Origin of the sequence: Thioalkalivibrio sp. ALJ12, assembly GCF_000378305.1 — a bacterium.
Lineage (GTDB): Bacteria > Pseudomonadota > Gammaproteobacteria > Ectothiorhodospirales > Ectothiorhodospiraceae > Thioalkalivibrio.
In genome coordinates this window covers 822016-841545 of the sequence record NZ_KB899538.1, presented here as the reverse complement: position 1 = coordinate 841545, position 19530 = coordinate 822016, and the positions used below count along the sequence as shown (strand labels likewise).

At 66.8% G+C, this 19530-nt stretch carries 20 protein-coding genes and 1 tRNA gene; 6 read left to right on the top strand and 15 right to left on the bottom strand.

Features of this window, described 5'->3' with window-relative positions; translation table 11 throughout:
* The first annotated feature begins 261 nt into the window (after positions 1-261).
* A complete protein-coding gene (rnt, locus tag F467_RS0104005; protein WP_018137626.1) occupies positions 262-948 on the top strand; it encodes a ribonuclease T in 687 nt (228 codons plus the stop codon).
* A gap of 228 nt (positions 949-1176) precedes the next feature.
* Here rnt and grxD read toward each other — a convergent pair whose 3' ends face one another.
* From grxD to F467_RS0103960, 9 genes are all read right to left on the bottom strand, one after another.
* Positions 1177-1506, bottom strand: coding sequence for a Grx4 family monothiol glutaredoxin (gene grxD, locus F467_RS0104000; RefSeq protein WP_018875229.1), 330 nt, complete (start codon positions 1504-1506; stop codon positions 1177-1179).
* Positions 1507-1588: 82 nt separating this feature from the next.
* Entirely contained in the window at positions 1589-2683 is a 1095-nt protein-coding gene (gene ychF, locus F467_RS0103995; protein ID WP_018137628.1) for a redox-regulated ATPase YchF, read from the bottom strand.
* Positions 2680-3291 carry an aminoacyl-tRNA hydrolase gene (gene pth / locus F467_RS0103990; RefSeq protein WP_018137629.1) on the bottom strand — a complete coding sequence of 204 codons (612 nt, stop codon included), beginning with the start codon at positions 3289-3291 and terminating at the stop codon, positions 2680-2682. Before pth ends, ychF begins: the two co-directional genes overlap by 4 nt.
* Before the next feature lie 32 nt (positions 3292-3323).
* Positions 3324-4025, bottom strand: a complete 702-nt coding sequence (locus F467_RS0103985) for a 50S ribosomal protein L25/general stress protein Ctc (protein WP_018137630.1) — start codon at positions 4023-4025, stop codon at positions 3324-3326.
* 107 nt (positions 4026-4132) lie between these two features.
* The gene (locus F467_RS0103980; protein ID WP_026182170.1) at positions 4133-5089 is read right to left on the bottom strand and encodes a ribose-phosphate diphosphokinase; all 957 of its coding nucleotides are present in this window, start codon (positions 5087-5089) and stop codon (positions 4133-4135) included.
* A 130-nt stretch (positions 5090-5219) separates the two neighbouring features.
* Positions 5220-5294, bottom strand: a tRNA-Gln gene (locus tag F467_RS0103975).
* Positions 5295-5499: 205 nt separating this feature from the next.
* A complete protein-coding gene (gene ispE / locus F467_RS0103970) occupies positions 5500-6390 on the bottom strand; it encodes a 4-(cytidine 5'-diphospho)-2-C-methyl-D-erythritol kinase (protein WP_018137946.1) in 891 nt (296 codons plus the stop codon).
* Positions 6387-6992, bottom strand: a complete 606-nt coding sequence (gene lolB, locus F467_RS0103965; RefSeq protein ID WP_038049499.1) for a lipoprotein insertase outer membrane protein LolB — start codon at positions 6990-6992, stop codon at positions 6387-6389. The genes ispE and lolB overlap by 4 nt, the downstream gene beginning before the upstream one ends.
* A 44-nt stretch (positions 6993-7036) precedes the next feature.
* On the bottom strand, positions 7037-8755 hold the full coding sequence (locus F467_RS0103960) for a tetratricopeptide repeat protein (RefSeq protein WP_018137948.1): 1719 nt from the start codon (positions 8753-8755) through the stop codon (positions 7037-7039).
* Positions 8756-9011: 256 nt separating this feature from the next.
* On the opposite strand from F467_RS0103960, the gene hemA reads away from it, so the two are divergent.
* From hemA to prmC, 3 genes are read left to right on the top strand one after another with little or no spacing between them, the layout of a single operon-like run.
* Positions 9012-10310 (top strand): glutamyl-tRNA reductase, encoded by a 1299-nt coding sequence (gene hemA, locus F467_RS0103955; protein WP_018137949.1) that lies wholly within the window; start codon positions 9012-9014, stop codon positions 10308-10310.
* A complete protein-coding gene (gene prfA / locus F467_RS0103950) occupies positions 10307-11392 on the top strand; it encodes a peptide chain release factor 1 (RefSeq protein WP_018137950.1) in 1086 nt (361 codons plus the stop codon). Before hemA ends, prfA begins: the two co-directional genes overlap by 4 nt.
* Entirely contained in the window at positions 11392-12249 is an 858-nt protein-coding gene (gene prmC / locus F467_RS0103945) for a peptide chain release factor N(5)-glutamine methyltransferase (RefSeq protein WP_018137951.1), read from the top strand. Before prfA ends, prmC begins: the two co-directional genes overlap by 1 nt.
* A 56-nt stretch (positions 12250-12305) precedes the next feature.
* Here the strand turns inward: prmC and F467_RS0103940 are convergent, their stop codons facing one another.
* Positions 12306-12665: a hypothetical protein gene (locus F467_RS0103940; RefSeq protein WP_026182178.1), complete on the bottom strand. Its 360-nt coding sequence runs from the start codon at positions 12663-12665 to the stop codon at positions 12306-12308.
* 163 nt (positions 12666-12828) lie between these two features.
* Between F467_RS0103940 and F467_RS0103935 the strand changes: the two genes are divergently transcribed.
* Complete coding sequence (locus tag F467_RS0103935; protein ID WP_018137952.1) at positions 12829-13584, top strand: molybdopterin-synthase adenylyltransferase MoeB; 756 nt, start codon at positions 12829-12831, stop codon at positions 13582-13584.
* 13 nt (positions 13585-13597) lie between these two features.
* Here the strand turns inward: F467_RS0103935 and F467_RS0103930 are convergent, their stop codons facing one another.
* The 5 genes from F467_RS0103930 to gatC form a co-directional block, all read right to left on the bottom strand.
* Positions 13598-14014, bottom strand: coding sequence for a hypothetical protein (locus F467_RS0103930; protein WP_018137953.1), 417 nt, complete (start codon positions 14012-14014; stop codon positions 13598-13600).
* 100 nt (positions 14015-14114) lie between these two features.
* Positions 14115-15011, bottom strand: a complete 897-nt coding sequence (gene hslO / locus F467_RS0103925; protein WP_018137954.1) for an Hsp33 family molecular chaperone HslO — start codon at positions 15009-15011, stop codon at positions 14115-14117.
* An 18-nt stretch (positions 15012-15029) separates the two neighbouring features.
* Positions 15030-16463 (bottom strand): Asp-tRNA(Asn)/Glu-tRNA(Gln) amidotransferase subunit GatB, encoded by a 1434-nt coding sequence (gene gatB, locus F467_RS0103920; protein WP_018137955.1) that lies wholly within the window; start codon positions 16461-16463, stop codon positions 15030-15032.
* Between the two features lie 10 nt (positions 16464-16473).
* A complete protein-coding gene (gene gatA / locus F467_RS0103915) occupies positions 16474-17925 on the bottom strand; it encodes an Asp-tRNA(Asn)/Glu-tRNA(Gln) amidotransferase subunit GatA (RefSeq protein ID WP_018137956.1) in 1452 nt (483 codons plus the stop codon).
* A gap of 67 nt (positions 17926-17992) precedes the next feature.
* Entirely contained in the window at positions 17993-18280 is a 288-nt protein-coding gene (gene gatC, locus F467_RS0103910) for an Asp-tRNA(Asn)/Glu-tRNA(Gln) amidotransferase subunit GatC (protein ID WP_018137957.1), read from the bottom strand.
* A gap of 143 nt (positions 18281-18423) precedes the next feature.
* Here gatC and F467_RS0103905 point away from each other — a divergent pair, with 143 nt between their 5' ends.
* The gene (locus F467_RS0103905) at positions 18424-19470 is read left to right on the top strand and encodes a rod shape-determining protein (RefSeq protein WP_018137958.1); all 1047 of its coding nucleotides are present in this window, start codon (positions 18424-18426) and stop codon (positions 19468-19470) included.
* Positions 19471-19530 lie beyond the last annotated feature (60 nt).

Genomic DNA, 19530 nt, shown 5'->3' with positions numbered 1-19530 from the left:
AAAACGGGTTGGGAATCAGGATGCCATCACGGCTCCAGGCCACCGGGCGGGCGGGCATTTGCTACCATGCGCCGGTGTTGGGCGGGCATAAAAGGCGCAAGTATCCCGACTGAGCCGCCAACAGGTCAAGCGAAAGCCGCCTATGGCGCCGATCTTCGGGAAAATCTGCGGGAAAAGCCGCAAACATCACGAAAGCCCACGCTCTCGCCGCCAACACCCGCGAATACCGCCCGCCGACCCCATTCAGGACCGAGCACACCGATGGCCGAACCCGTCCAGCTGGACCCGCAACACCGCCCCATGGCAAACCGATTTCGCGGCTTCCTGCCCGTTGTGGTAGATGTCGAGACGGGAGGCTTCGATTGTCGGCGACATGCCCTTTTGCAGGTCGCGGCCGTGTTCCTGCGCCGCGACGAAAACGACCATCTGGTGCGCGACCGCACCGTGAGCCTGCACGTGCGCCCCTATGAGGGGTCGGAGATGGATCCAAAGTCGCTGGAGGTGAACGGGATCGACCCCTACCACCCGCTGCGCGCGGCCTACCCCGAAGATCAGGCCATGGGCCGGCTGTTCAGCGAGGTCCGACGGGAGGTGAAGATCAACCACTGCAAGCGGGCGATCCTGGTCGGGCACAACGCACACTTTGATCTCGGCTTCGTGCATACCGCCGCCGAGCGCTGCGGGATCAAGCGCAACCCGTTCCACCCGTTTTCCAGCCTGGATACCGTGTCCCTGGCCGCACTGGCGTTCGGCCAGACGGTGCTGGCACGGGCGGCCGATGCCGCGGGGCTGGGATGGGATACGGAAGCCGCTCACAGCGCGGCATTTGATGCGGAAAAGACAGCGGATATTTTCTGCCAGATCGCGAACCGCTGGCAGGACGGGGTCGGGGTCCCGCAGAACGCCCTGCGCCTGCCCGACCCGGAAGAGCTGCCGCCGGGGAGCTGACCCCGACCCGGGGTAACACCCACAGATCGCCATGCCCCTGCGGGGCTCGCGATGACACAACCGCAACCCCGTCATTGCGAACCCCGCAGGGGGTGAAGCAATCGCCCGACATTTCGGCGGCGGCAGGGCCCGGGGGCTACGTCAGGAGATCGCCACGGCCCCTGGCGGGGCCTCGCGATGACGGTTTCGGGGTGTGCGACAGCCCTTCGGGCTGACGCACCAGGAGTTCTAACTCGCCGCGCGCTTGGCGTGGGCCTCTTCGACCGCCTTCTTCAGCTCACCGCTTTCGAACATCTCAAGGGTGATGTCGCAGCCACCGATCAGCTCGCCATCCACATAGACCTGCGGGAAGGTCGGCCAGTCGGCGAAGCGCGGCAGGTTCTGCATGACCTCCTGGTCAGCGATCACGTTTACGTAGGCGAACTCCTGCTCGCAGCGCTTGAGCGCCTCGACCGCGCGGCTGGAGAAGCCACACATCGGGAACTGCGGGGTGCCCTTCATGAAGATCACCACCGGATTGTCTTCCACCTGCTGGCGGATGCGGTCCATTACGTCCATCGAAGTACTCCCAAAGATTCGGTGCAAAACAGGGCGAGGCACCAGCGGCACCACACCCGATAATCAATTCGCAGTGTAACGCTCAGACATTGAAGCGGAAATGTACCACGTCGCCTTCGTGCATTAGGTATTCCTTGCCTTCCAGGCGCCATTTCCCGGCGTCCTTCGCACCCTGCTCGCCATTGTTCGCGACGAAGTCGTCATACCCCACCACTTCGGCACGGATGAAACCGCGCTCGAAATCGGTGTGGATCGCACCCGCGGCCTGCGGCGCAGTGGAACCCCGACGCACGGTCCAGGCTCGCACTTCTTTCTCGCCGGCGGTAAAGAAGGTCTGCAGGTCCAGAAGCCGGTAGGCGGTACGGATCACCCGATCCAGCCCCGGCTCCTCGAGCCCGAGATCGGCCAGGAATTCGGCCCGCTCCTCCGGATCCAGCACGGCGATCTCGGCCTCGATGGCCGCACAGACGCTGACCACCTCGGCGCCCTCCTCGGCCGCCCTGGCCTGCACCGCCTCGACCATCGCGTTGCCGCCGGCCAGCGAGGCCTCGTCGACGTTGGCGATATACATCAGCGGCTTGATCGTCAGCAGATGCAGGTCATAGAGCAGGCGCCGCTCGTCCTCGTCCAGGTCCTGGGCCCGCGCCGGAATCCCCTGATCCAGGCCGGCCGCGACTTTTTCGGCCGCCTTCAGCTGCGCGATGGCCGTCTTGTCCTGCGACTTCGCCGCTCGCGCCAGTCGGGTCAGCGCCTTGCTGGCGGTCTCGAGGTCCGCCAGCATCAGTTCGGTGCTGATCGTCTCGATATCGGCCAGTGGATCAACCTTGCCGGCCACGTGCACGATGTCGTCGTCCTCGAAACAGCGCACCACCTGGGCGATCGCATCCGTCTCGCGGATATGGGCCAGGAACTTGTTGCCCAGCCCCTCGCCCTGCGCGGCACCGGCCACCAGACCCGCGATATCAACGAACTCCACCGTGGTGGCCAGCGTACGCTCGGGCTTCACGATCTCGGTGAGCCGCGCCAGGCGCGGATCCGGCACCTCCACCACACCCACGTTCGGGTCGATGGTGCAGAACGGGTAGTTCTCCGCGGCGATCTCCGCGCGGGTCAGGGCATTGAACAGGGTCGACTTGCCGACGTTCGGCAGGCCGACGATCCCGCACTTCAGACTCATGGGGTTTCCTCGGATGTTGCGCGGGCCGCCTTCGACCCGCCGCCATGCAGATTACGTACGGCCTCGTCCCAGCGGCCGGCAATCAGCGCCGGCACCTGATCCAGCGCGGCATCGATGGCATCCTCGATCGCACGCGCATCGTCCCGGCCAGGCCGGTCCAGCACGAACGGGACGACGTCGTCGCGGTGCCCGGGGTGACCGATACCCAGCCGCAGCCGGGCATAGTTCGGCCCGCCCATATGGCGATGCAGGTCGCGCAGACCATTGTGGCCGCCGTGCCCGCCGCCCATCTTCAGGCGCGCGACACCGGGGTCCAGGTCGAGCTCGTCATGCACCACGAGAATCTCTTCCGGGGCAATGCGATAGAAATCCGAGCACTTGCGCACCGGGAGGCCGCTCTTGTTCATGAAGCTCATGGGTTTGAGCAGCCAGCAGTCGCCCTCGGGCAGGGTCAGCCGCGCCGCCTCGCCATCGAAGCGGCTCTCGCTGCGGAACTCGGTGGCGTGACGACGGGCCAGGGCATCCACAAACCAGAAGCCCGCGTTATGCCGGGTCTCGGCATAACGCGGGCCCGGATTGCCCAGCCCGACGATCAGGCGAATAGCCATGGGTCAGAAGGGCTCAGGAATGGCCGTGAGGCTTATTCCTTGTCCTCGGACTCGCCTTCGTCGCCGGAGGCCGCCTCTTCGCCACCCTCGGCCTCGGCACCTTCGGCCTCGGCGGCTTCGGCTTCCTCGCCCTCTTCCTCTTCGGCCTTCGCGGCGCGCGGGAGCAGGACACTGACCACGGCGTAGTCGTAGTCCTCGCCGTGCATCAGGGCCACGCTCTCCACACCCTTCGGCAGGGTCAGCTCGGAGATGTGGATGGTGTCACCGACGTCCATCTCGGCCACATCGATGTCGATGGACTCGGGCAGGTCGCCCGGCAGGCACTCGACTTCGATGTCGTTCAGCATGCGGCTGACCATGCCACCACCCAGCTTCACGCCCTTGCATTCTTCCTCATTGTGGAAGTGCAGCGGCACGTGCACACGGATCGGCTGGTTCGCCGACACACGCAGCAGATCCACGTGGTAGATGGTCGGCTTGAACGGATGACGCTGCACGTCGCGCAGAATCGCCTTCTCGCTCTTGCCATCCAGCTTGACCGTCAGGATGTGCGAGTAGAACGCATCATGCTTCAGGTTGTGCACCATCGCGTTGTGGTCGAGGGTGATCGGCTGCGCGTCATTCTCGCCACCGTACAGGATGGCGGGCAGCTTGCCGGCGCGACGCAGGCGGCGGCTCGCACTCGATCCCTGCTCGTCCCGCTTCTCGGCTTCAATGGTAAAACTCATGCTCATCGTTGCTTTCTCCAAATGAACACGCCTCATCCGCGACCAGATGAGGCGTGAAGTTGGGGGACAATCCCCCGAAATCGTGGCGCCAGTAGCGCCTTGCGCCCGAGGCTTCAGTCCACAAACAGCGAACTGACCGATTCCTCGAGATTAATCCGACGAATGGTCTCGGCCAGCATCTCCGCGACCGACAGCTGCCGGATCTTTGCACAGGCCTGGGCATTCGGCTGCAGGGCCAGAGTGTCGGTCACCACCAGCTCGTCCAGCGCCGAACCGTTAATATTATCAATTGCTGCACCAGAAAGCACGGGGTGCGTGGCGTAGGCGCTCACCGACGCCGCACCGTGCGCCTTCAGGGCCTTGGCCGCCTGACACAGCGTGCCGGCGGTATCCACCAGGTCGTCGATGATGATGCAGGACTTGTCGCGCACATCACCGATGATATGCATCACCTCGGACTCGTTCGCACGCGGACGGCGCTTGTCGATGATCGCCAGATCGGCATCATCCAGGCGCTTGGCAATCGCGCGGGCACGCACCACACCGCCAACATCCGGCGAAACCACGGTCAGATTGCCGGAGACATGCCGCCAGACATCGCCCAGCAGCACCGGCGAGGCGTAGATGTTGTCCACCGGGACGTTGAAGAAACCCTGCACCTGATCCGCGTGCACATCGATAGTCAGCACGCGATCGGCACCGACCGCCTCGATCATGTTCGCGACCACCTTGGCCGAAATCGGCACCCGCGCCGAGCGCACCCGGCGGTCCTGGCGGGCGTAGCCGAAGTACGGGATCACGGTGGTAATGCGACCGGCCGAGGCGCGCCGCAGCGCGTCCACCATGATGACCAGCTCCATGATGTTCTCGTTGGTCGGCTGCCCGGTCGGCTGGATCAGGAAAACGTCGCGACCGCGCACGTTCTCCAGGATCTCGACCTGCACCTCGCCGTCGCTGAAGCGGCCCACAATCGCCTTGCCCATCGGCAGGCCCAGGTGCTCGGCAACGCTCTGTGCCAGGCGGGGGTTCGCGTTCCCCGCGAAGACCATCATTCGGCTCTTGTCGACCACGGTTTTTTCCGGTCTGGGTGGTGCGGAGCGGGTGAACGGGTCACCTGGCTCCAAAATAGACCCCGGCGTGGCGCCGGGGCCGGTGGTGTGTGGCGCGGTGGCGATATCCAGCATCACCACCCGCGTTGTATGGCTGGGCCGGCAGGATTCGAACCTGCGCATGACGGGATCAAAACCCGTTGCCTTACCGCTTGGCTACGGCCCAATTACTCGTTGTTGCCTGCCCCAACCCTGTCCAGGTTCCGCTTCCGGAACCGATGGCGGATCGGCTGCCGCCGATCCGGGCCGGCAGGATGATGGCGCTGCGCGCCACCCTTCGGGCGCCACCTGCGGTGGCGTGCTCTCGCGGCTGCGCCGCTCGGGTCGAACCTGCGCATGACGGGATCAAAACCCGTTGCCTTACCGCTTGGCTACGGCCCAATTACTTGTTGTTCGGCACCCTCGGCGGCGGCGCTGCCCGGGAGCCACTGCCGCAGGGGCGACACGTTCGTCAGCGGCGTCACCCAGCTCCGCCAGGGACGGGGCTGTGCGGCCTGCGCCTGGCGGGCAGCCTGCTCGTTCGGGAACATCCCGAAGATACAGCCCCCAGTGCCGCTCAGCCGCGCGCGCTCCGTTTGCCCGCCCATCCAGTCCAGTGCCTCGGCAACGAGTGGATACTGCCGGCGAACCAGCGGCTCGAACACATTACGAAAGCGCGCGGCATCAATTTCGGGCGAAATTGTCTCGGCGGGACAGTCGCGTGTCAATTCCGCTGAGCCAAACATGGGCCCTGTCGCCACCGAAACGCCGGGGTCCACCAGCAGCAACCAGGCCAGATCCGGCTCCAGAGGAACCAGGCGATCCCCGACGCCTTCGGCCCAGGCCGCCCGGCCGCGCACAAAAACCGGCACATCAGCCCCCAGGCCCAATCCAATCGCGGCCAGGTCATCCTCCAACAGCCCGAGATCGAATAGTCGGTTCAGTACGACCAGCGTGGTTGCGGCGTCGGAACTGCCCCCACCCAGGCCACCTCCAATCGGGATGCGCTTGTCGAGATGCACCCGCACCCCAAAGGATGAACCGCTGGCCTCCGCCAGCGCCCGCGCGGCCCGCAGGCACAGGTTGTGACCTCCATCGAGCGCCCCGGCCGACATCTCGAATCGCCCCCGCTCCAGCGGTTCGAAGCGCAGCGAATCCGCCAGCCCGACGAACTGAAACACGCTCTGCAGCTCATGGTAACCATCGGCGCGCCGCCCCGTGATATGCAGAAATCGGTTGATCTTGGCCGGCGCGGGGAAGGCCACATCGAAATCGCCGCTCATCGCGTCGCCATGTGCCAGTTAGCGATGCGCACACGCAGCTCCACGCCCTCGCGCTCGAGGTCCATGCGCACCGGGAGCGCCATGCCGTCAACCTCATCGAACTCGCCGAATTCGATCACCCAGCCGGACTGCTCGATGCGCCGGGGCAAGCCGTCCTCGTCCACCTCGAGATCGTACTCGGCGCCCGGCGCGAGCAGACCCCGCACCCAGTAGCGCATGCCGGACACCGGTATCGACTCGTTCGTCAGGTAGGCGACCAGAGCATCCGGGTCCTCGGCCTGATACTGCTCGCCGGCTCGCGTGATCAGCACCGCGGGTTGATCCGGGGCCAGCGTCAGACGGCCACCCCCACGCCCCATGGGACCAGACAAGTCGAGGACATGGCGCTCCTGCTGCACGCGCCAATTCAGCTGCGCGGACCAGTATTCCGTCTCGGTGGAGAGCCCCAGACGGGCCGCCAGGCGCCACTCATCAAAGGCCTTCACGACCTCGGCGCGCTCGTCGAAGGCCTGTCGTGCAGCGGGGTCTTCGGTACGAGGCATTGGGGCCGTACAACCGATCAGCACCAGCGCCACGACGACACCTGACACCCAACGGGTCACTCCCGCCCACGAGGGCGCACGGGACTCTGGGGATCCAGACAACATCACTCGAGAAGTTCGTCACGCACCCGCAGCAGGCGCTCGTGATCCGGCTCGCGCTCCAGTGCCGCCTCCAGAATGGAGCGGGCCTCGTCGCGTTCGCCCCGCTCCCAGAGCACCACGGCGAGGTTGCTCGCGATCTCCCCGTCGTCGGAGAGATCGTAGGCGCGGCGCAGGAAATCCTCGGCCTCGTCCAGCCGTCCGAGGCGATAGAGGACCCAGCCATAACTGTCGATGATCGCCGCGTCGTCGGGCTCCTGCGCGTAGGCCCGCTCGATCAGGTCCAGCGCCTCCTCATAGCGGTCGGTGCGATCAGCCAGGGTATAGCCGAGCGCATTCAGCGCGGCGACGTTCTCCGGATCGTTGTCCAGGATCGCGCGGAAATCCGCCTCGGCGGCCTCGATTTCATCCTGGCGCTCGTGCACCAGGCCGCGCATATACAGCAACCGGGTATCGCCGGGGAACTGCACCAGCCCCCGGTTCAGGCGTTCGCGCGCAGCCGTGTACTCGCCCTTTTCACGCAGCAGGTTCGCCTCGCCGAGATAGGCGCGTCGGGCAAGCTCCGTATCCGGGCCCTGCTGCATCTGTTCGAAACGCTCGCGCGCAGCCGACTCGCCCTCGACCTCCAGCGTCATGCGCGCCGCACGCAGGCGGGCATCATCGGCGTGGCTGCCGCCCCCGACCCGCTCGTACGCCTGGCGCGCCCCCTCCGGGTCGTCTTCCATCTCGTGCAGCCGCCCCAGGTAGTAGGCGATGTCGTCCTCGCGCTCGCCCAGGGCGTCCAGTCGCTCCAGATAGGTCCGGGCCGGTCCCAGCTGTTCGGCCTCGAGGTTCATCAGCGCCAGGGCCAGCAGCAGCTGCACATCCTCCGGGTCCTGCTCGACCAGGCGGTCCATCTCTTCGCGTGCCATTTCGCGATCATCGTGCTCCGCCAGCATGCGGGCATAGCCAAAACGGGCCTCTCGGCTCTCGGGGTGGCTGGCCACCGTCGTGCGCAGCTCTTCCAGTGCCTCGTCGGACTGCCCCACCTCGTCCAGGGCACGGGCGCGCAACAGACGCAAAGACACGGATTCCGGGAAGCGCTCCACACCCCGAGCGGTCGCCTCCAGCGCCGGCTCGCCGGGCGCGAAGCGCAGTGCGGCCTCTGCAAATACGCGATGGACACCGACGTCGTCCTGACGCTGATCCGTCAGGCTCTCCAGGGCCTCCAGCGCGGCCTCGCGGTTGCGTGTCTGACCGACCACCGCCCCCAGCGCCGCGTAGGGATCTCCACCCTGCACGGTCTGCAGGTCAATCACCGTGCCCATCTGCTCGGCAGCGGGGTCCGGCTGCCCGAGGTCCAGACGCAGCACCGTGGACAGCTGCAGGGCATCCAGGCTCTCCGGTGCCAGCTGGCGCCAGCGCTCGGAAGACTGCAGGGCCTGGTTGCGGTCCTGGGCGAACAGCGCAATGCGGGTGGCCCGTTCGGCGATAGCCGGGTCGTCGCTGAGCAGGGCCGCGGCGCCGTAGTAGCGCGCGGCCTCTTCGTACTGCCCGGAGCGCACAGCAATCTCGCCGACCAGCACACCCAGCATCAGGGCCGCTTCCGGGTCCTGCGCCGGCATGATCGGGAGGATCACGGGGCGATCCACCTCCGGGGCCTCGCCCTCCGAGGCGCCCAGAGGCATGTGGGCGCAGCCCACCAGCACGAGCGCGGCCAGCGCCGCAAAAAGGGGTCGAATCATTTCGGGTCCGATCGGATTACTCCGTTGCATTCTGGGGAGACTCGGATAAGTGCATCACTTAGTTGCATCACTAATGGGACGCCCATCCCGTGCCACGGTTCCAAACCGGCAACCGTGCGGCACACCGGCTGGACACTGTAACGGACGGCACGGGTCGTTACACTACGCGCGTCGCCCTTGGGGAAGCACAAGTATCCTGGGTGACTTGTATGTTTTGGGGGCCTTTTCCGGGTATTTGCGGCACAATAGCGTCAGCATGCTGTTCACTCTTGGTATCAATCACAAAACCGCCCCGGTCGCGATCCGCGAACGGCTGTCGGTGAATGAAAGCCAGCTCGGCGAGGCCCTGCACTCGCTGCGCTCGGGCGTCCTGTTGCCGGAAACCGCGATCCTGTCGACCTGCAACCGCACCGAGGTGTACTTCCGCGAGGGCGGCAAGCAGTCGGAACATCGCGTGCTGGACTGGCTGGGCGGCTACCACGGCATCGACCGCGACGAACTCAGGCCCTACCTCTACCTGCACCACGACGGCTCCGCGGTGCGCCACACCCTGCGCGTGGCGAGCGGCCTGGATTCGCTGGTCCTCGGCGAGCCCCAGATCCTCGGGCAGATGAAGACGGCCTACCAGCATGCCCATGACGCCGGCACGCTGGGCCGCTCACTGGAGCGACTGTTCCAGCACGCCTTTGCCACCGCCAAGGATGTGCGTACCCAGACAGCGATCGGGCAGAGCGCCGTCTCAGTGGCCTTTGCCGCGGTCTCGCTGGCGCGCCAGATCTTTGGCGACCTGAAGCCGCTGACCGCGCTGGTAATCGGCGCCGGAGAGACGATCGAACTGGCGCTGCAGCACCTATCCGGCCACGGGATCGGCAAAGTGATCGTCGCCAACCGCACCGAGGAGCGCGCCCAGGCCGTAGCCGAGCGCTTCGATGGCGAAGCGATCAGCCTGAACCAGTTACCGGATCGCCTGGCCGAGGCCGACATCGTCATCTCGTCCACCGCTGCCCCGCTGCCGATCCTCGGCAAGGGGGCGGTGGAACGCACCCTGCGCAAGCGCCGTCACAAGCCGATCTTCATGGTCGACATCGCCGTCCCGCGCGACATCGAGCCCGAGGTTGGCCAGCTCGAGGACGTCTACCTCTACACGGTGGATGACCTCCAGGAAGTGATCGACGAGAACATGGCCTCGCGCCAGGCCGCCGCCGCACAGGCCGAGGAGATCATCACCCAGCGCGCCAGCGAATTCATGCGCTGGCTGCGCGCCCGTGACTCCGTGGACAGCATCCGCCAGCTGCGTCAGCGCGCCGAGACCGTCAAGGCCGAATCCCTGGCCAGGGCAGAGGCGATGCTGCGCGCCGGCAAGTCGCCGGAAGAGGCCATGCAACTGCTGGCCCACAGCCTGACCAACAAGCTGATGCACGCCCCCTGCAAGTCACTGAACACCGCCGCCCACGAGGGCGACGCGCGCCTGCTCAATGCCGCCCATCGGCTGTTCCAGCTTCCCAGCCCGGAAGACGACCCCGGCCACGACCCCGAGTCCGGCACCCGTTCGTGAAGGCCTCGTTCCGCACCAAGCTCGAGGGCCTGGCCGAGCGCCATGCCGAGATCGCACAGCTGCTGGCCACGCCGGACGCCGCCGAGGACGCCGACCAGCTGCGCCGCCTGTCGCAGGAATACAGCCAGCTCGAGCCGGTCGCCGCGGCCTGGAAGGCCTGGCACGACAACCAGGGCGCACTGGAAGAGGCCCGCGCGATGCTCGCGGAGGACGACCCCGAACTGCGCGAAATGGCCGAGGCCGAGATCGCGACCCTGGAGGAACAGGCCGAGGCGCTGGAGGCCGAGCTCCATCGTCACCTGATCCCGAAGGACCCGCACGACAACGCCAACGTGTTCCTCGAGATCCGCGCCGGCACCGGCGGCGACGAGGCCGCGATCTTCGCCGGCGACCTGCTGCGCATGTATACCCGCTACGCCGAACAACAGGGCTGGAAGCTGGAGATCCTCAGCGCCAGCGAGGGCGAACACGGCGGCTACCGCGAGGTGATCGGGCGCCTGGCCGGCCAGGGCGCCTTCTCGCGACTCAAGTTCGAGTCCGGCGCCCACCGCGTGCAGCGCGTGCCGGAGACCGAGTCCCAGGGCCGCATCCACACCTCCGCGGCCACCGTCGCCATCCTGCCGGAGCTGGACGAGGTCGAGATGCCGGATATCAACCCGGCCGACCTGCGCGTGGACACCTTCCGCGCCTCCGGGGCCGGCGGCCAGCACGTGAACAAGACCGACTCCGCGATCCGCCTGACCCACCTGCCCACCGGCATCGTGGTCGAGTGCCAGGAAGAACGCTCGCAGCACAAGAACCGCGCCAAGGCGATGACCTACCTCGCCGCGCGCCTGTTCGAGGCCGAGCGCGAGGCCCAGGCCGCCGCGCAGAGCGCCGAGCGCAAGAGTCTGGTCGGCAGCGGCGACCGCTCCGAGCGCATCCGCACCTACAACTTCCCGCAGGGCCGAGTGACCGACCACCGCATCAACCTGACCCTGTACAAGCTGGAGCAGGTGATGGCTGGCGACCTCGACCCGGTGATCGACCCGCTGATCCACGAATACCAGGCCGAACAGCTCGCGACTCTCGCGGAGGCGTAATGGAAACGCCCGCGACGCTGGATGCCCTGCTGCGCGAACTTCGCCGCCGCCTGCAGGCGGCCGGATTGGAAGAGCCGGGGCTCGAGGCCCGCCTGCTGCTCGGCGCGGCGACCGGCCTCGACACCAGCGCCCTGATCGCCCGCGGGCTCGACGCCCCCACCGCGGCGCAGCACGAACGCGCCGAAGCCCTGTGCCGCCGCCGCGAGGCGGGCGAACCGATCGCCCACATCCTCGGCCGCCGCGCCTTCTGGACCCTCGATCTTGAGGTCTCCCCCGCCTGCCTGATCCCGCGCCCGGAGACCGAGTTGCTGGTGGAACAGGCCCTCGCGGCCATTGACGCCTGCGACCGCGCGCATCCCCGGGTGCTGGACCTGGGCACCGGTAGCGGCGCGATCATCCTCGCGCTGAAGGCGGAACGCCCGGCCATCGAGGCCGTCGCCACCGACCGCAGCGCGGACGCCCTGCGCCAGGCCCGTGCGAACGCCGACACCCTGGGGCTGGACGTGACCTTCCTGCTGGGGACGTGGCTCGACCCGTTCAGGTCCGGGGACACCTTCGACGTGATCGTCAGCAACCCGCCCTACATCGCCCCGGATGACCCGCATCTGACCCGCGGCGACCTGCGCTTCGAGCCGCGGGAGGCGCTGGCCGCGCCGGAGGGCGGGCTCGGCGACCTGTGCACCCTCATCGATACCGCGCCCGACCACCTGCTCCCGGGTGCCCCGCTGCTGCTGGAGCACGGGTTCGATCAGGCCCCTGACGTTCGCGCCCGCATGGCACAGGCCGGTTATCAGGATGTGCAGAGTCTGCGTGACCCGGCCGGGCACGAGCGCATCACCATCGGCATCCGCCCATAAAAAAGCCCCGGCGCGTGCGCCGGGGCCAACCGTGTGATGCGGGTACGGACAGGCGCCTAGAACGGCAGATGCAGGTGCAGGTTCATCGAGCCACTGGGCGAACGGTGCCGCGGACGGCTGTGGTAGTGGTGATGATGGTGCTGCTGGTAGCTGTGGTAGTGCCGGTGCTGATGGCCACGCCCGCGCTTATGCGAGCGCTTGGAATGCTTGTAGCCACGATAGCCGGGATGGCTGCGGGCATGCGGCGGGCCACCATAATGGCCCGGGCGATGATGCACATGCTGCAGAGCATCAGGGTCGAAGGCCGCGGCACCGGTGTGCACAAAGCCGGAGACCGGCTGGGCCGCATGCGCCGGGGCCGCCAGGGCAAACGCCAGCAACGCCGCCGGCGCCAGGGCGATCATCATGCGTTTCATCGTGTACCTCCTTGAACTGCGCAACTGGCAGAATTGCCAAGGTCCAAATTACGGGGTCTTCCTGAACGGTTCCTAACCGAGCCGCCCCAGGAGCGTGACGCCGGTTACACTTTGCCGTACTACGTGACTAAGCCTTGACGCGATTCACACTGGAGAACGCCCCGTGGATGACCCGGAACTGCTGCGCTACAGCCGCCAGATCATGCTGCCCGGCGTCGGAGTCGAGGGGCAGCAGCGCCTGCAGGAAGCACATGCGGTCATCATGGGCCTGGGCGGACTGGGTTCGCCGGTGGCCGCCTACCTCGCGGCCGCCGGGGTCGGGCGACTCACGCTGGTCGATCCGGATCATGTCGAGGTCACCAACCTGCAGCGGCAGATCCTGCATACCGATGCGGATATCGGTCGCGACAAGGTGGAGTCCGCGGCGCGGCGCCTGGCGGCGATGAATCCGAACTGCCACGTCGAGACCCGCGCCGAACGCCTGGATGTGGATGCCATGGCCACCCTGTTTGCAAAGGCCGACGTGGTCCTGGACGGCACCGACAACTTCGCCAGTCGGGGCGCGATCAACCGCGCGGCCGTAGCCAGCGGCACACCGCTGGTCTCCGGCGCGGTGATCCGCTTCGAGGGACAGCTCACCACCTTCGACTACCGCGACCCGGAAGCCGCCTGCTACCACTGCCTGTATGGCGAGGGCGGCGGGGACGAGGACACCTGTGCGGCCAATGGCGTGCTGGCCAGTCTGCCGGGGGTGATCGGCAGCCTGCAGGCCACCGAGGCGCTCAAGCTGCTGATCGGGCTCCCAACCCTGAGCGGGCGGCTACTGATCGTGGATGCGGCCGGCATGCAGTTTCGCGAGATTGGTCTGCGCCGCGACCCGGATTGCCCGGTCTGCGCACAGCGCGCGGCCCGGGCCTGAGCGGCACGCTGAGTCAGGCGCTGGAACGGGGTCGGAAGGCGACCACCTGGCCACGCGGGATACGCTGATCCTCCTGGGCCAGGGCGGCGGTCAGGCGGTCGGCCATACAGTTCAGGGCGCGATTGGTAACCATGGGCGCCATGGAGTGGTAAAGACGCAGCTCGCAGGCCACCGGGCGATGCAGGTTGTACCGGTGGGCGGCGCGGAAGGCCGTCCAGGCCACCACCGGCATATCGTTGAGCACACGATCGACCACAACCCAGGCATCCGGCTGCAGGATCAGGTCCAGGTGTTTGAGGATTGGCAGGGGCAGACGGATCTCGGGGCCCAGCCGCCGCAGGGCCAGGGCCACCTGGTTGTAATAGCGGGCCTCGACCTGCCATCCGGGTCGGGTATCCAGGGTGGGAATCTCGGTATGCCGGGAATACATGACCAGCCCCCCGCCAGGGAAACACTGATGCCATTACTATCTCTATAGCAAAGACTGTCTCTCGGCGGGAAGATTCCGTGTCCGGTTTATTTGCACCCGGCTACTGGCGCGTGTCGGGGGTTGGCGGCTGGGCTGTCTGGGTGGCGCAGAGGGCCTCGGCATCCACCGGGTCGAAGTGGTATTGCGCGTTGCAGAACTCGCAAGTCACCTCGATCTTGCCCTGCTCCTCGATGATGCCGCGGATCTCGTCCTGCCCGAGGCCGCGCAGGGTCTCGGCAACCCGCTCGCGCGAGCAGGGGCAGTGGAACTGGACCGGGGTCCCGTCGAACAGGCGCACGCGCTCCTCGGCGAACAGCCGGCCGAGCAGCGTGCCGGCATCCAGCTTCAGCATCTCCTCGGGGGTGGTGGTGTCGGCCAGGATGTTCGCGCGGTTCCAGTCCTCGGAGTCACGCGTGACTGCATGACCACCCTCACCCGGTACCGCCTGCAGGAGCATCCCGGCCGCGGACTGACCGTTGGCCGCCAGCCACAGCCGGGTGGGCAGCTGCTCGGAACGTTCGAAGTAGACATTCATCGCATCCGCCAGGGTCTCGCCCTCCAGCTCGACCACCCCCTGGTAGCGCTCGCCGCCATCGCCCGGGTCCAGCGTCAGCATCAACCGGGCGTTGTCGCCGGCACACTGGGCCAGCGTCGCATCCTCGGGGGGCGTCTCGCGAAAGCGCGCCAGGCCGCGCAGCCGACCCTGGCCATCGGCCTGGGCCACGATCATGTGCACGGGACCAGTGCCGGTGATTTGCAGGATCAGTGAACCATCGAACTTGAGCGTGGCGGCCGTCAGCGCCACGGCCGCATAGGCCTGCCCCAGGAGGTCGCGCACCACCGGCGGATACTCGTGGCGTTCCAGCAGGGCCTGCCAGGCCGCGTCCAGGTGTACCCATTCGCCACGCACCCCGGCTTCTTCCAGCATGAAGCGGTGCAGGGTGTCGGTTTCAAGCATGAAGTCCGCAGCCCTGCATCATCCGTCCAGCTTGGCCTTCAGGCGCTCGTTCACCTGAGCCGGGTTGGCCTTGCCCTGGGTGGCCTTCATCACTTGGCCGACAAAGAAGCCAAACAGCTTGTCCTTGCCACCACGGTACTGCTCCAGCTGCTGCGGATTGTTGGCCATCACCTCGTCGATGATCGCGTCGATCGCGCCGGTATCGGTGATCTGCTTGAGCCCCTTGGCCTCGATCACGGTGTCGGCATCGCCCTCGCCGTTCCACATCGCCTCGAAGACCTCCTTGGCGATCTTGCCGGAGATGGTCTCGTCCTGGATGCGCGCCAGCAGCCCGGCGAGGCCCTCGGCGTTCACCGGGGCGTCGGCCAGCTCGACCTCGGAGCGGTTCATCGCGGCGGAGAATTCGCCCATCACCCAGTTGGCGGCGATCTTCGGCGCGCCACAGCCGGCGGCCACGGCCTCGTAGAAGTCGCCCATCTCGCGCGCGGCGGTCAGTACACCGGCGTCGTAGTCGGACAGGCCGTACTGTTCGACGAAGCGGGCGCGCTTGGCATCCGGCAGCTCAGGCAGCCTGGCACGCACGGACTCGATGAAGGCCTGGTCCACGACCAGCGGCAACAGGTCCGGGTCGGGGAAGTAGCGGTAGTCGTTGGCCTCTTCCTTGCTGCGCATGGAGCGCGTCTCGTCACGATCCGGGTCGTACAGGCGGGTCTCCTGGACCACGCTGCCACCACCCTCGATCACGTCGATCTGGCGCTCGATCTCGTGATTGATCGCGCGCTCGACGAAACGGAAGGAGTTCAGGTTCTTCAGCTCCGCACGAGTGCCAAACTCGGTCTGGCCCTTCGGCCGGATCGAGACATTCGCATCGCAGCGGAAGCTGCCTTCCTGCATGTTGCCGTCGCAGATATCGAGATAGCGCACCAGCGAGTGCAGTTTCTTCATGTAGGCGACAGCCTCTTTCGCCGAACGCAGTTCCGGCTCGGAGACAATCTCGATCAGCGGCGTACCGGCGCGGTTGAGGTCGATGCCGGTCATCGACTCGAAGCCCTCGTGCAGGCTCTTGCCGGCGTCTTCCTCCAGGTGCGCGCGGGTTACCCCGATGCGCTTGATCGTGCCGTCCTCCAGCTCGATATCCAGATGCCCCAGCCCGACGATCGGCAGTTCGAACTGCGAGATCTGGTAGCCCTTGGGAAGATCCGGGTAGAAGTAGTTCTTGCGCGCAAACACCGACCGCGGCGCGATCTCGGCGTCAATCGCCAGCCCCAGCATCACGGCCCGCTCGACCGCGCCCTGGTTCAGCACCGGCAGCACGCCGGGCATGCCCAGGTCCACCGCGCAGGCCTGGCGGTTGGGCTCGGCGCCGTAGGCGGTCGGCGCCCCGGAGAAGATCTTGGAGACGGTGTTGAGCTGGGCGTGAATCTCCAGCCCGATGACGGTTTCCCATTCCATGCGGCGATCCTCAGGCGAAGGCCGCCGGCACACGGGTGTGCCAGTCGGTTTCTTGCTGGTACTGGTGGGCAACGCCGAGCAGGCGCGCCTCGTCGAAGTAGTTGCCGATCAACTGCAGGCCCACCGGCAGGCCGTCGATCTCGCCGGCCGGCAGCGACATCGCCGGCAGGCCCGCGAGGTTCGCGGCGATGGTGTAGATGTCCGACAGGTACATGCTGACCGGATCGGCCTTGGCGCCCAGGGCGAACGGCAGCTCCGGCGTGGTCGGGCCGAGCAGGACGTCGACGTCCGCGAATGCGCTGCGGAAGTCGTCGGCGATGATGCGGCGGACCTTCTGCGCCTTCAGGTAGTAGGCGTCGTAGTAGCCGGCGGACAGCACGTAGGTACCGACCATGATGCGGCGCTTCACCTCGTCGCCGAAGCCCTCCCCGCGCGAGCGGGTGTAGAGGTCCATCAGGTCCGCGGGGTTGTCGCAGCGGTGGCCATAACGCACGCCGTCGAAGCGCGCGAGGTTCGAGGAGCACTCGGCCGGAGCGACCACGTAGTAGGCCGGCACCGACAGGTGGCTGTTCGGCAGGCTCACCTCGCGGATCTCGGCGCCGCGGCCCTTGAGCACCTCGACGGCCGCGTCGATCACGCCGCGTACCTTCTCGTCCAGGCCCTCGCCGAAAAACTCCTTCGGCAGGCCAATGCGCAGACCCTTCAGGTCCTGGCTCAAACCGGCGGTGAAGTCCTCGGCCGGGCGCTCGACGCTGGTGGAGTCGCGCTCGTCGAAACCGGCCATGGCGTTCAGCATCAGGCCGCAGTCCTCGGCGGTCGCGGCCATCGGCCCACCCTGATCGAGGCTGGAGGCAAAGGCGATCATGCCGTAGCGCGACACGCGCCCGTAGGTCGGCTTGAGCCCGGTAATGCCGCAGAACGCGGCCGGCTGACGGATCGAGCCGCCGGTGTCGGTGCCGGTCGCCCCCGGCACCAGGCGCGCACCCACCGCCGCGGCGGAGCCACCGGAGGAACCGCCGGGGACGCGCTCGGTATCCCAGGGATTGCGCACCGGGCCATAGAAACTGGTCTCATTGGACGAACCCATCGCAAACTCGTCCATATTCGTCTTGCCGAGCATCACCGCCCCGGCGGCGTTCATGCGCTCGACGACGGTGGCGTTGTACGGCGAGACGAACGGATCAAGCATGCGCGAGCCGCAGGAGGTCCGCACGCCTTCGGTGCAGAAGATGTCTTTCTGGGCGACCGGCACGCCCAGAAGCGGGGTCTGCTCACCATTGGCCAGGCGGGCATCGGCCGCTTCGGCCTGCGCCAGCGCGGACTCGGCGGTCACGGTAATAAAGCTGTTGAGCTGCGGATCGAGGCGCTCGATCCGGTCCAGATACAGCTGGGTCAGCTCGCGCGAGCTGATCTCGCGGGCCTGGAGCTTGCGCGCCCAGCCGGACAGGGTTTCCTGGGACATGGTTTCGGGAACTCTTGTCTAATAAAGCGTGATGAAATCGGCGAAATCGGCCAGCGGTGCCCGCGGCTTACTCGATCACGCGTGGCACCAGGTAAAGCCCACCCTCGACGGCCGGCGCAATCGCCTGAAAACCCTCGCGATTGTCGGTCTCCGTGACCGCGTCCGGGCGCAGGCGCTGCTCGGCATCCAGCGGGTGGGCCATGGGTTCCACGCCCTCGATGGGGGCGCCGTCGAGCTGCTCGACAAAATCGAAGATATCGCTCAGACCGCCGGCAAATTCGCGGGCCTTTTCGTCGCTCATCGCCAGACGAGCGAGGTGCGCGATGCGCTGAACTTCGGAGGCTTCTACAGACATGATCGGCAAGGGCCCCTGTATCAGTCGATGGTGATGCGGAATGCGGCCGGCAAACTTACCACAAAGCCGTTATTGCCCAAACCCCGGGCAGTTGCTAGAGTCTCGGGCTTTCCCGCCCGACCACCAACGCAGGTTTCTTCTTCATGCTCAAACGCCTCCTGGGGTTGTTCTCCAACGACATCTCCATCGACCTCGGCACTGCCAACACCCTTATCTATATGCGCGGCCAGGGGATCGTCCTGAACGAGCCGTCCGTGGTCGCGATCCGGCAGGACCGAGGCCCGGGCGGCCCGCGCTCCATCGAAGCCGTGGGGATCGAGGCGAAGAAGATGCTGGGGCGCACGCCGGAGCACGTGGTGACCATACGCCCGATGAAGGACGGCGTGATCGCCGACTTCACCACCACCGAGAAGATGCTGCAGTACTTCATCAAGAAGGTGCACGAGCGGCGGATCTTCCGGCCCAGCCCGCGGGTACTGGTCTGCGTGCCCTGCGGCGCGACCCAGGTGGAGCGCCGCGCGATCCGCGAATCCGCGTTCGGCGCCGGGGCGCGCAAGGTCTACCTGCTGCAGGAACCGGTGGCCGCGGCCATCGGCGCCGGCATCCCGCTGGATGAGGCCGTGGGCTCCATGGTGCTGGACATCGGTGGCGGGACCTCCGAGGTCGCGGTGCTGTCGATGAACGGCATCGTCTACTCCGAGTCCGTGCGCATCGGCGGTGACACCTTCGACGAGGCGATCATGTCGTATGTGCGCCGGAACTACGGCGTGCTGATTGGCGAGGCCACCGCCGAGCGTATCAAGCATGCGGTCGGCTCGGCCTATCCAGGCAAGGAGCTGCTGGAGATCGAGGTCAAGGGCCGCAACCTGGCTGAAGGCGTGCCGCGTTCGTTCACCCTGAACTCCAACGAGATCCTCGAGGCCCTGCAGGATCCGCTGTACGGAATCGTCTCCGCCGTGCGCACCGCGCTGGAACAGACCCCGCCGGAACTGGGCTCCGATGTCGCCGAGCGTGGCATCGTGCTGACCGGCGGCGGCGCCCTGCTGCAGCAGATCGACCGCCTGCTGATGGAAGAGACCGGCATCCCGGTGGTCATCGCCGACGACCCGCTGACCTGTGTGGCGCGTGGCGGCGGGCGTGTGCTGGAGATGCTCGACGAGAAACAGGTGGACTTCCTGTCCATGGAGTAGACTCCGGGCTGGATCGGGGGATGGGGTGTCGCCCCGCATCCTGGGAAATTGGTGGGGCTC

Coding starts and splice junctions, on each gene's coding strand:
- rnt (WP_018137626.1), top strand. CDS start 262: ATGGCCGAACCCGTCCAGCTGGACCCGCAACACCGCCCCATGGCAAAC.
- grxD (WP_018875229.1), bottom strand. CDS start 1,506: ATGGACGTAATGGACCGCATCCGCCAGCAGGTGGAAGACAATCCGGTG.
- ychF (WP_018137628.1), bottom strand. CDS start 2,683: ATGAGTCTGAAGTGCGGGATCGTCGGCCTGCCGAACGTCGGCAAGTCG.
- pth (WP_018137629.1), bottom strand. CDS start 3,291: ATGGCTATTCGCCTGATCGTCGGGCTGGGCAATCCGGGCCCGCGTTAT.
- F467_RS0103985 (WP_018137630.1), bottom strand. CDS start 4,025: ATGAGCATGAGTTTTACCATTGAAGCCGAGAAGCGGGACGAGCAGGGA.
- ispE (WP_018137946.1), bottom strand. CDS start 6,390: ATGAGCGGCGATTTCGATGTGGCCTTCCCCGCGCCGGCCAAGATCAAC.
- F467_RS0103960 (WP_018137948.1), bottom strand. CDS start 8,755: ATGATTCGACCCCTTTTTGCGGCGCTGGCCGCGCTCGTGCTGGTGGGC.
- hemA (WP_018137949.1), top strand. CDS start 9,012: ATGCTGTTCACTCTTGGTATCAATCACAAAACCGCCCCGGTCGCGATC.
- prmC (WP_018137951.1), top strand. CDS start 11,392: ATGGAAACGCCCGCGACGCTGGATGCCCTGCTGCGCGAACTTCGCCGC.
- F467_RS0103940 (WP_026182178.1), bottom strand. CDS start 12,665: ATGAAACGCATGATGATCGCCCTGGCGCCGGCGGCGTTGCTGGCGTTT.
- F467_RS0103930 (WP_018137953.1), bottom strand. CDS start 14,014: ATGTATTCCCGGCATACCGAGATTCCCACCCTGGATACCCGACCCGGA.
- hslO (WP_018137954.1), bottom strand. CDS start 15,011: ATGCTTGAAACCGACACCCTGCACCGCTTCATGCTGGAAGAAGCCGGG.
- gatB (WP_018137955.1), bottom strand. CDS start 16,463: ATGGAATGGGAAACCGTCATCGGGCTGGAGATTCACGCCCAGCTCAAC.
- gatA (WP_018137956.1), bottom strand. CDS start 17,925: ATGTCCCAGGAAACCCTGTCCGGCTGGGCGCGCAAGCTCCAGGCCCGC.
- gatC (WP_018137957.1), bottom strand. CDS start 18,280: ATGTCTGTAGAAGCCTCCGAAGTTCAGCGCATCGCGCACCTCGCTCGT.
- F467_RS0103905 (WP_018137958.1), top strand. CDS start 18,424: ATGCTCAAACGCCTCCTGGGGTTGTTCTCCAACGACATCTCCATCGAC.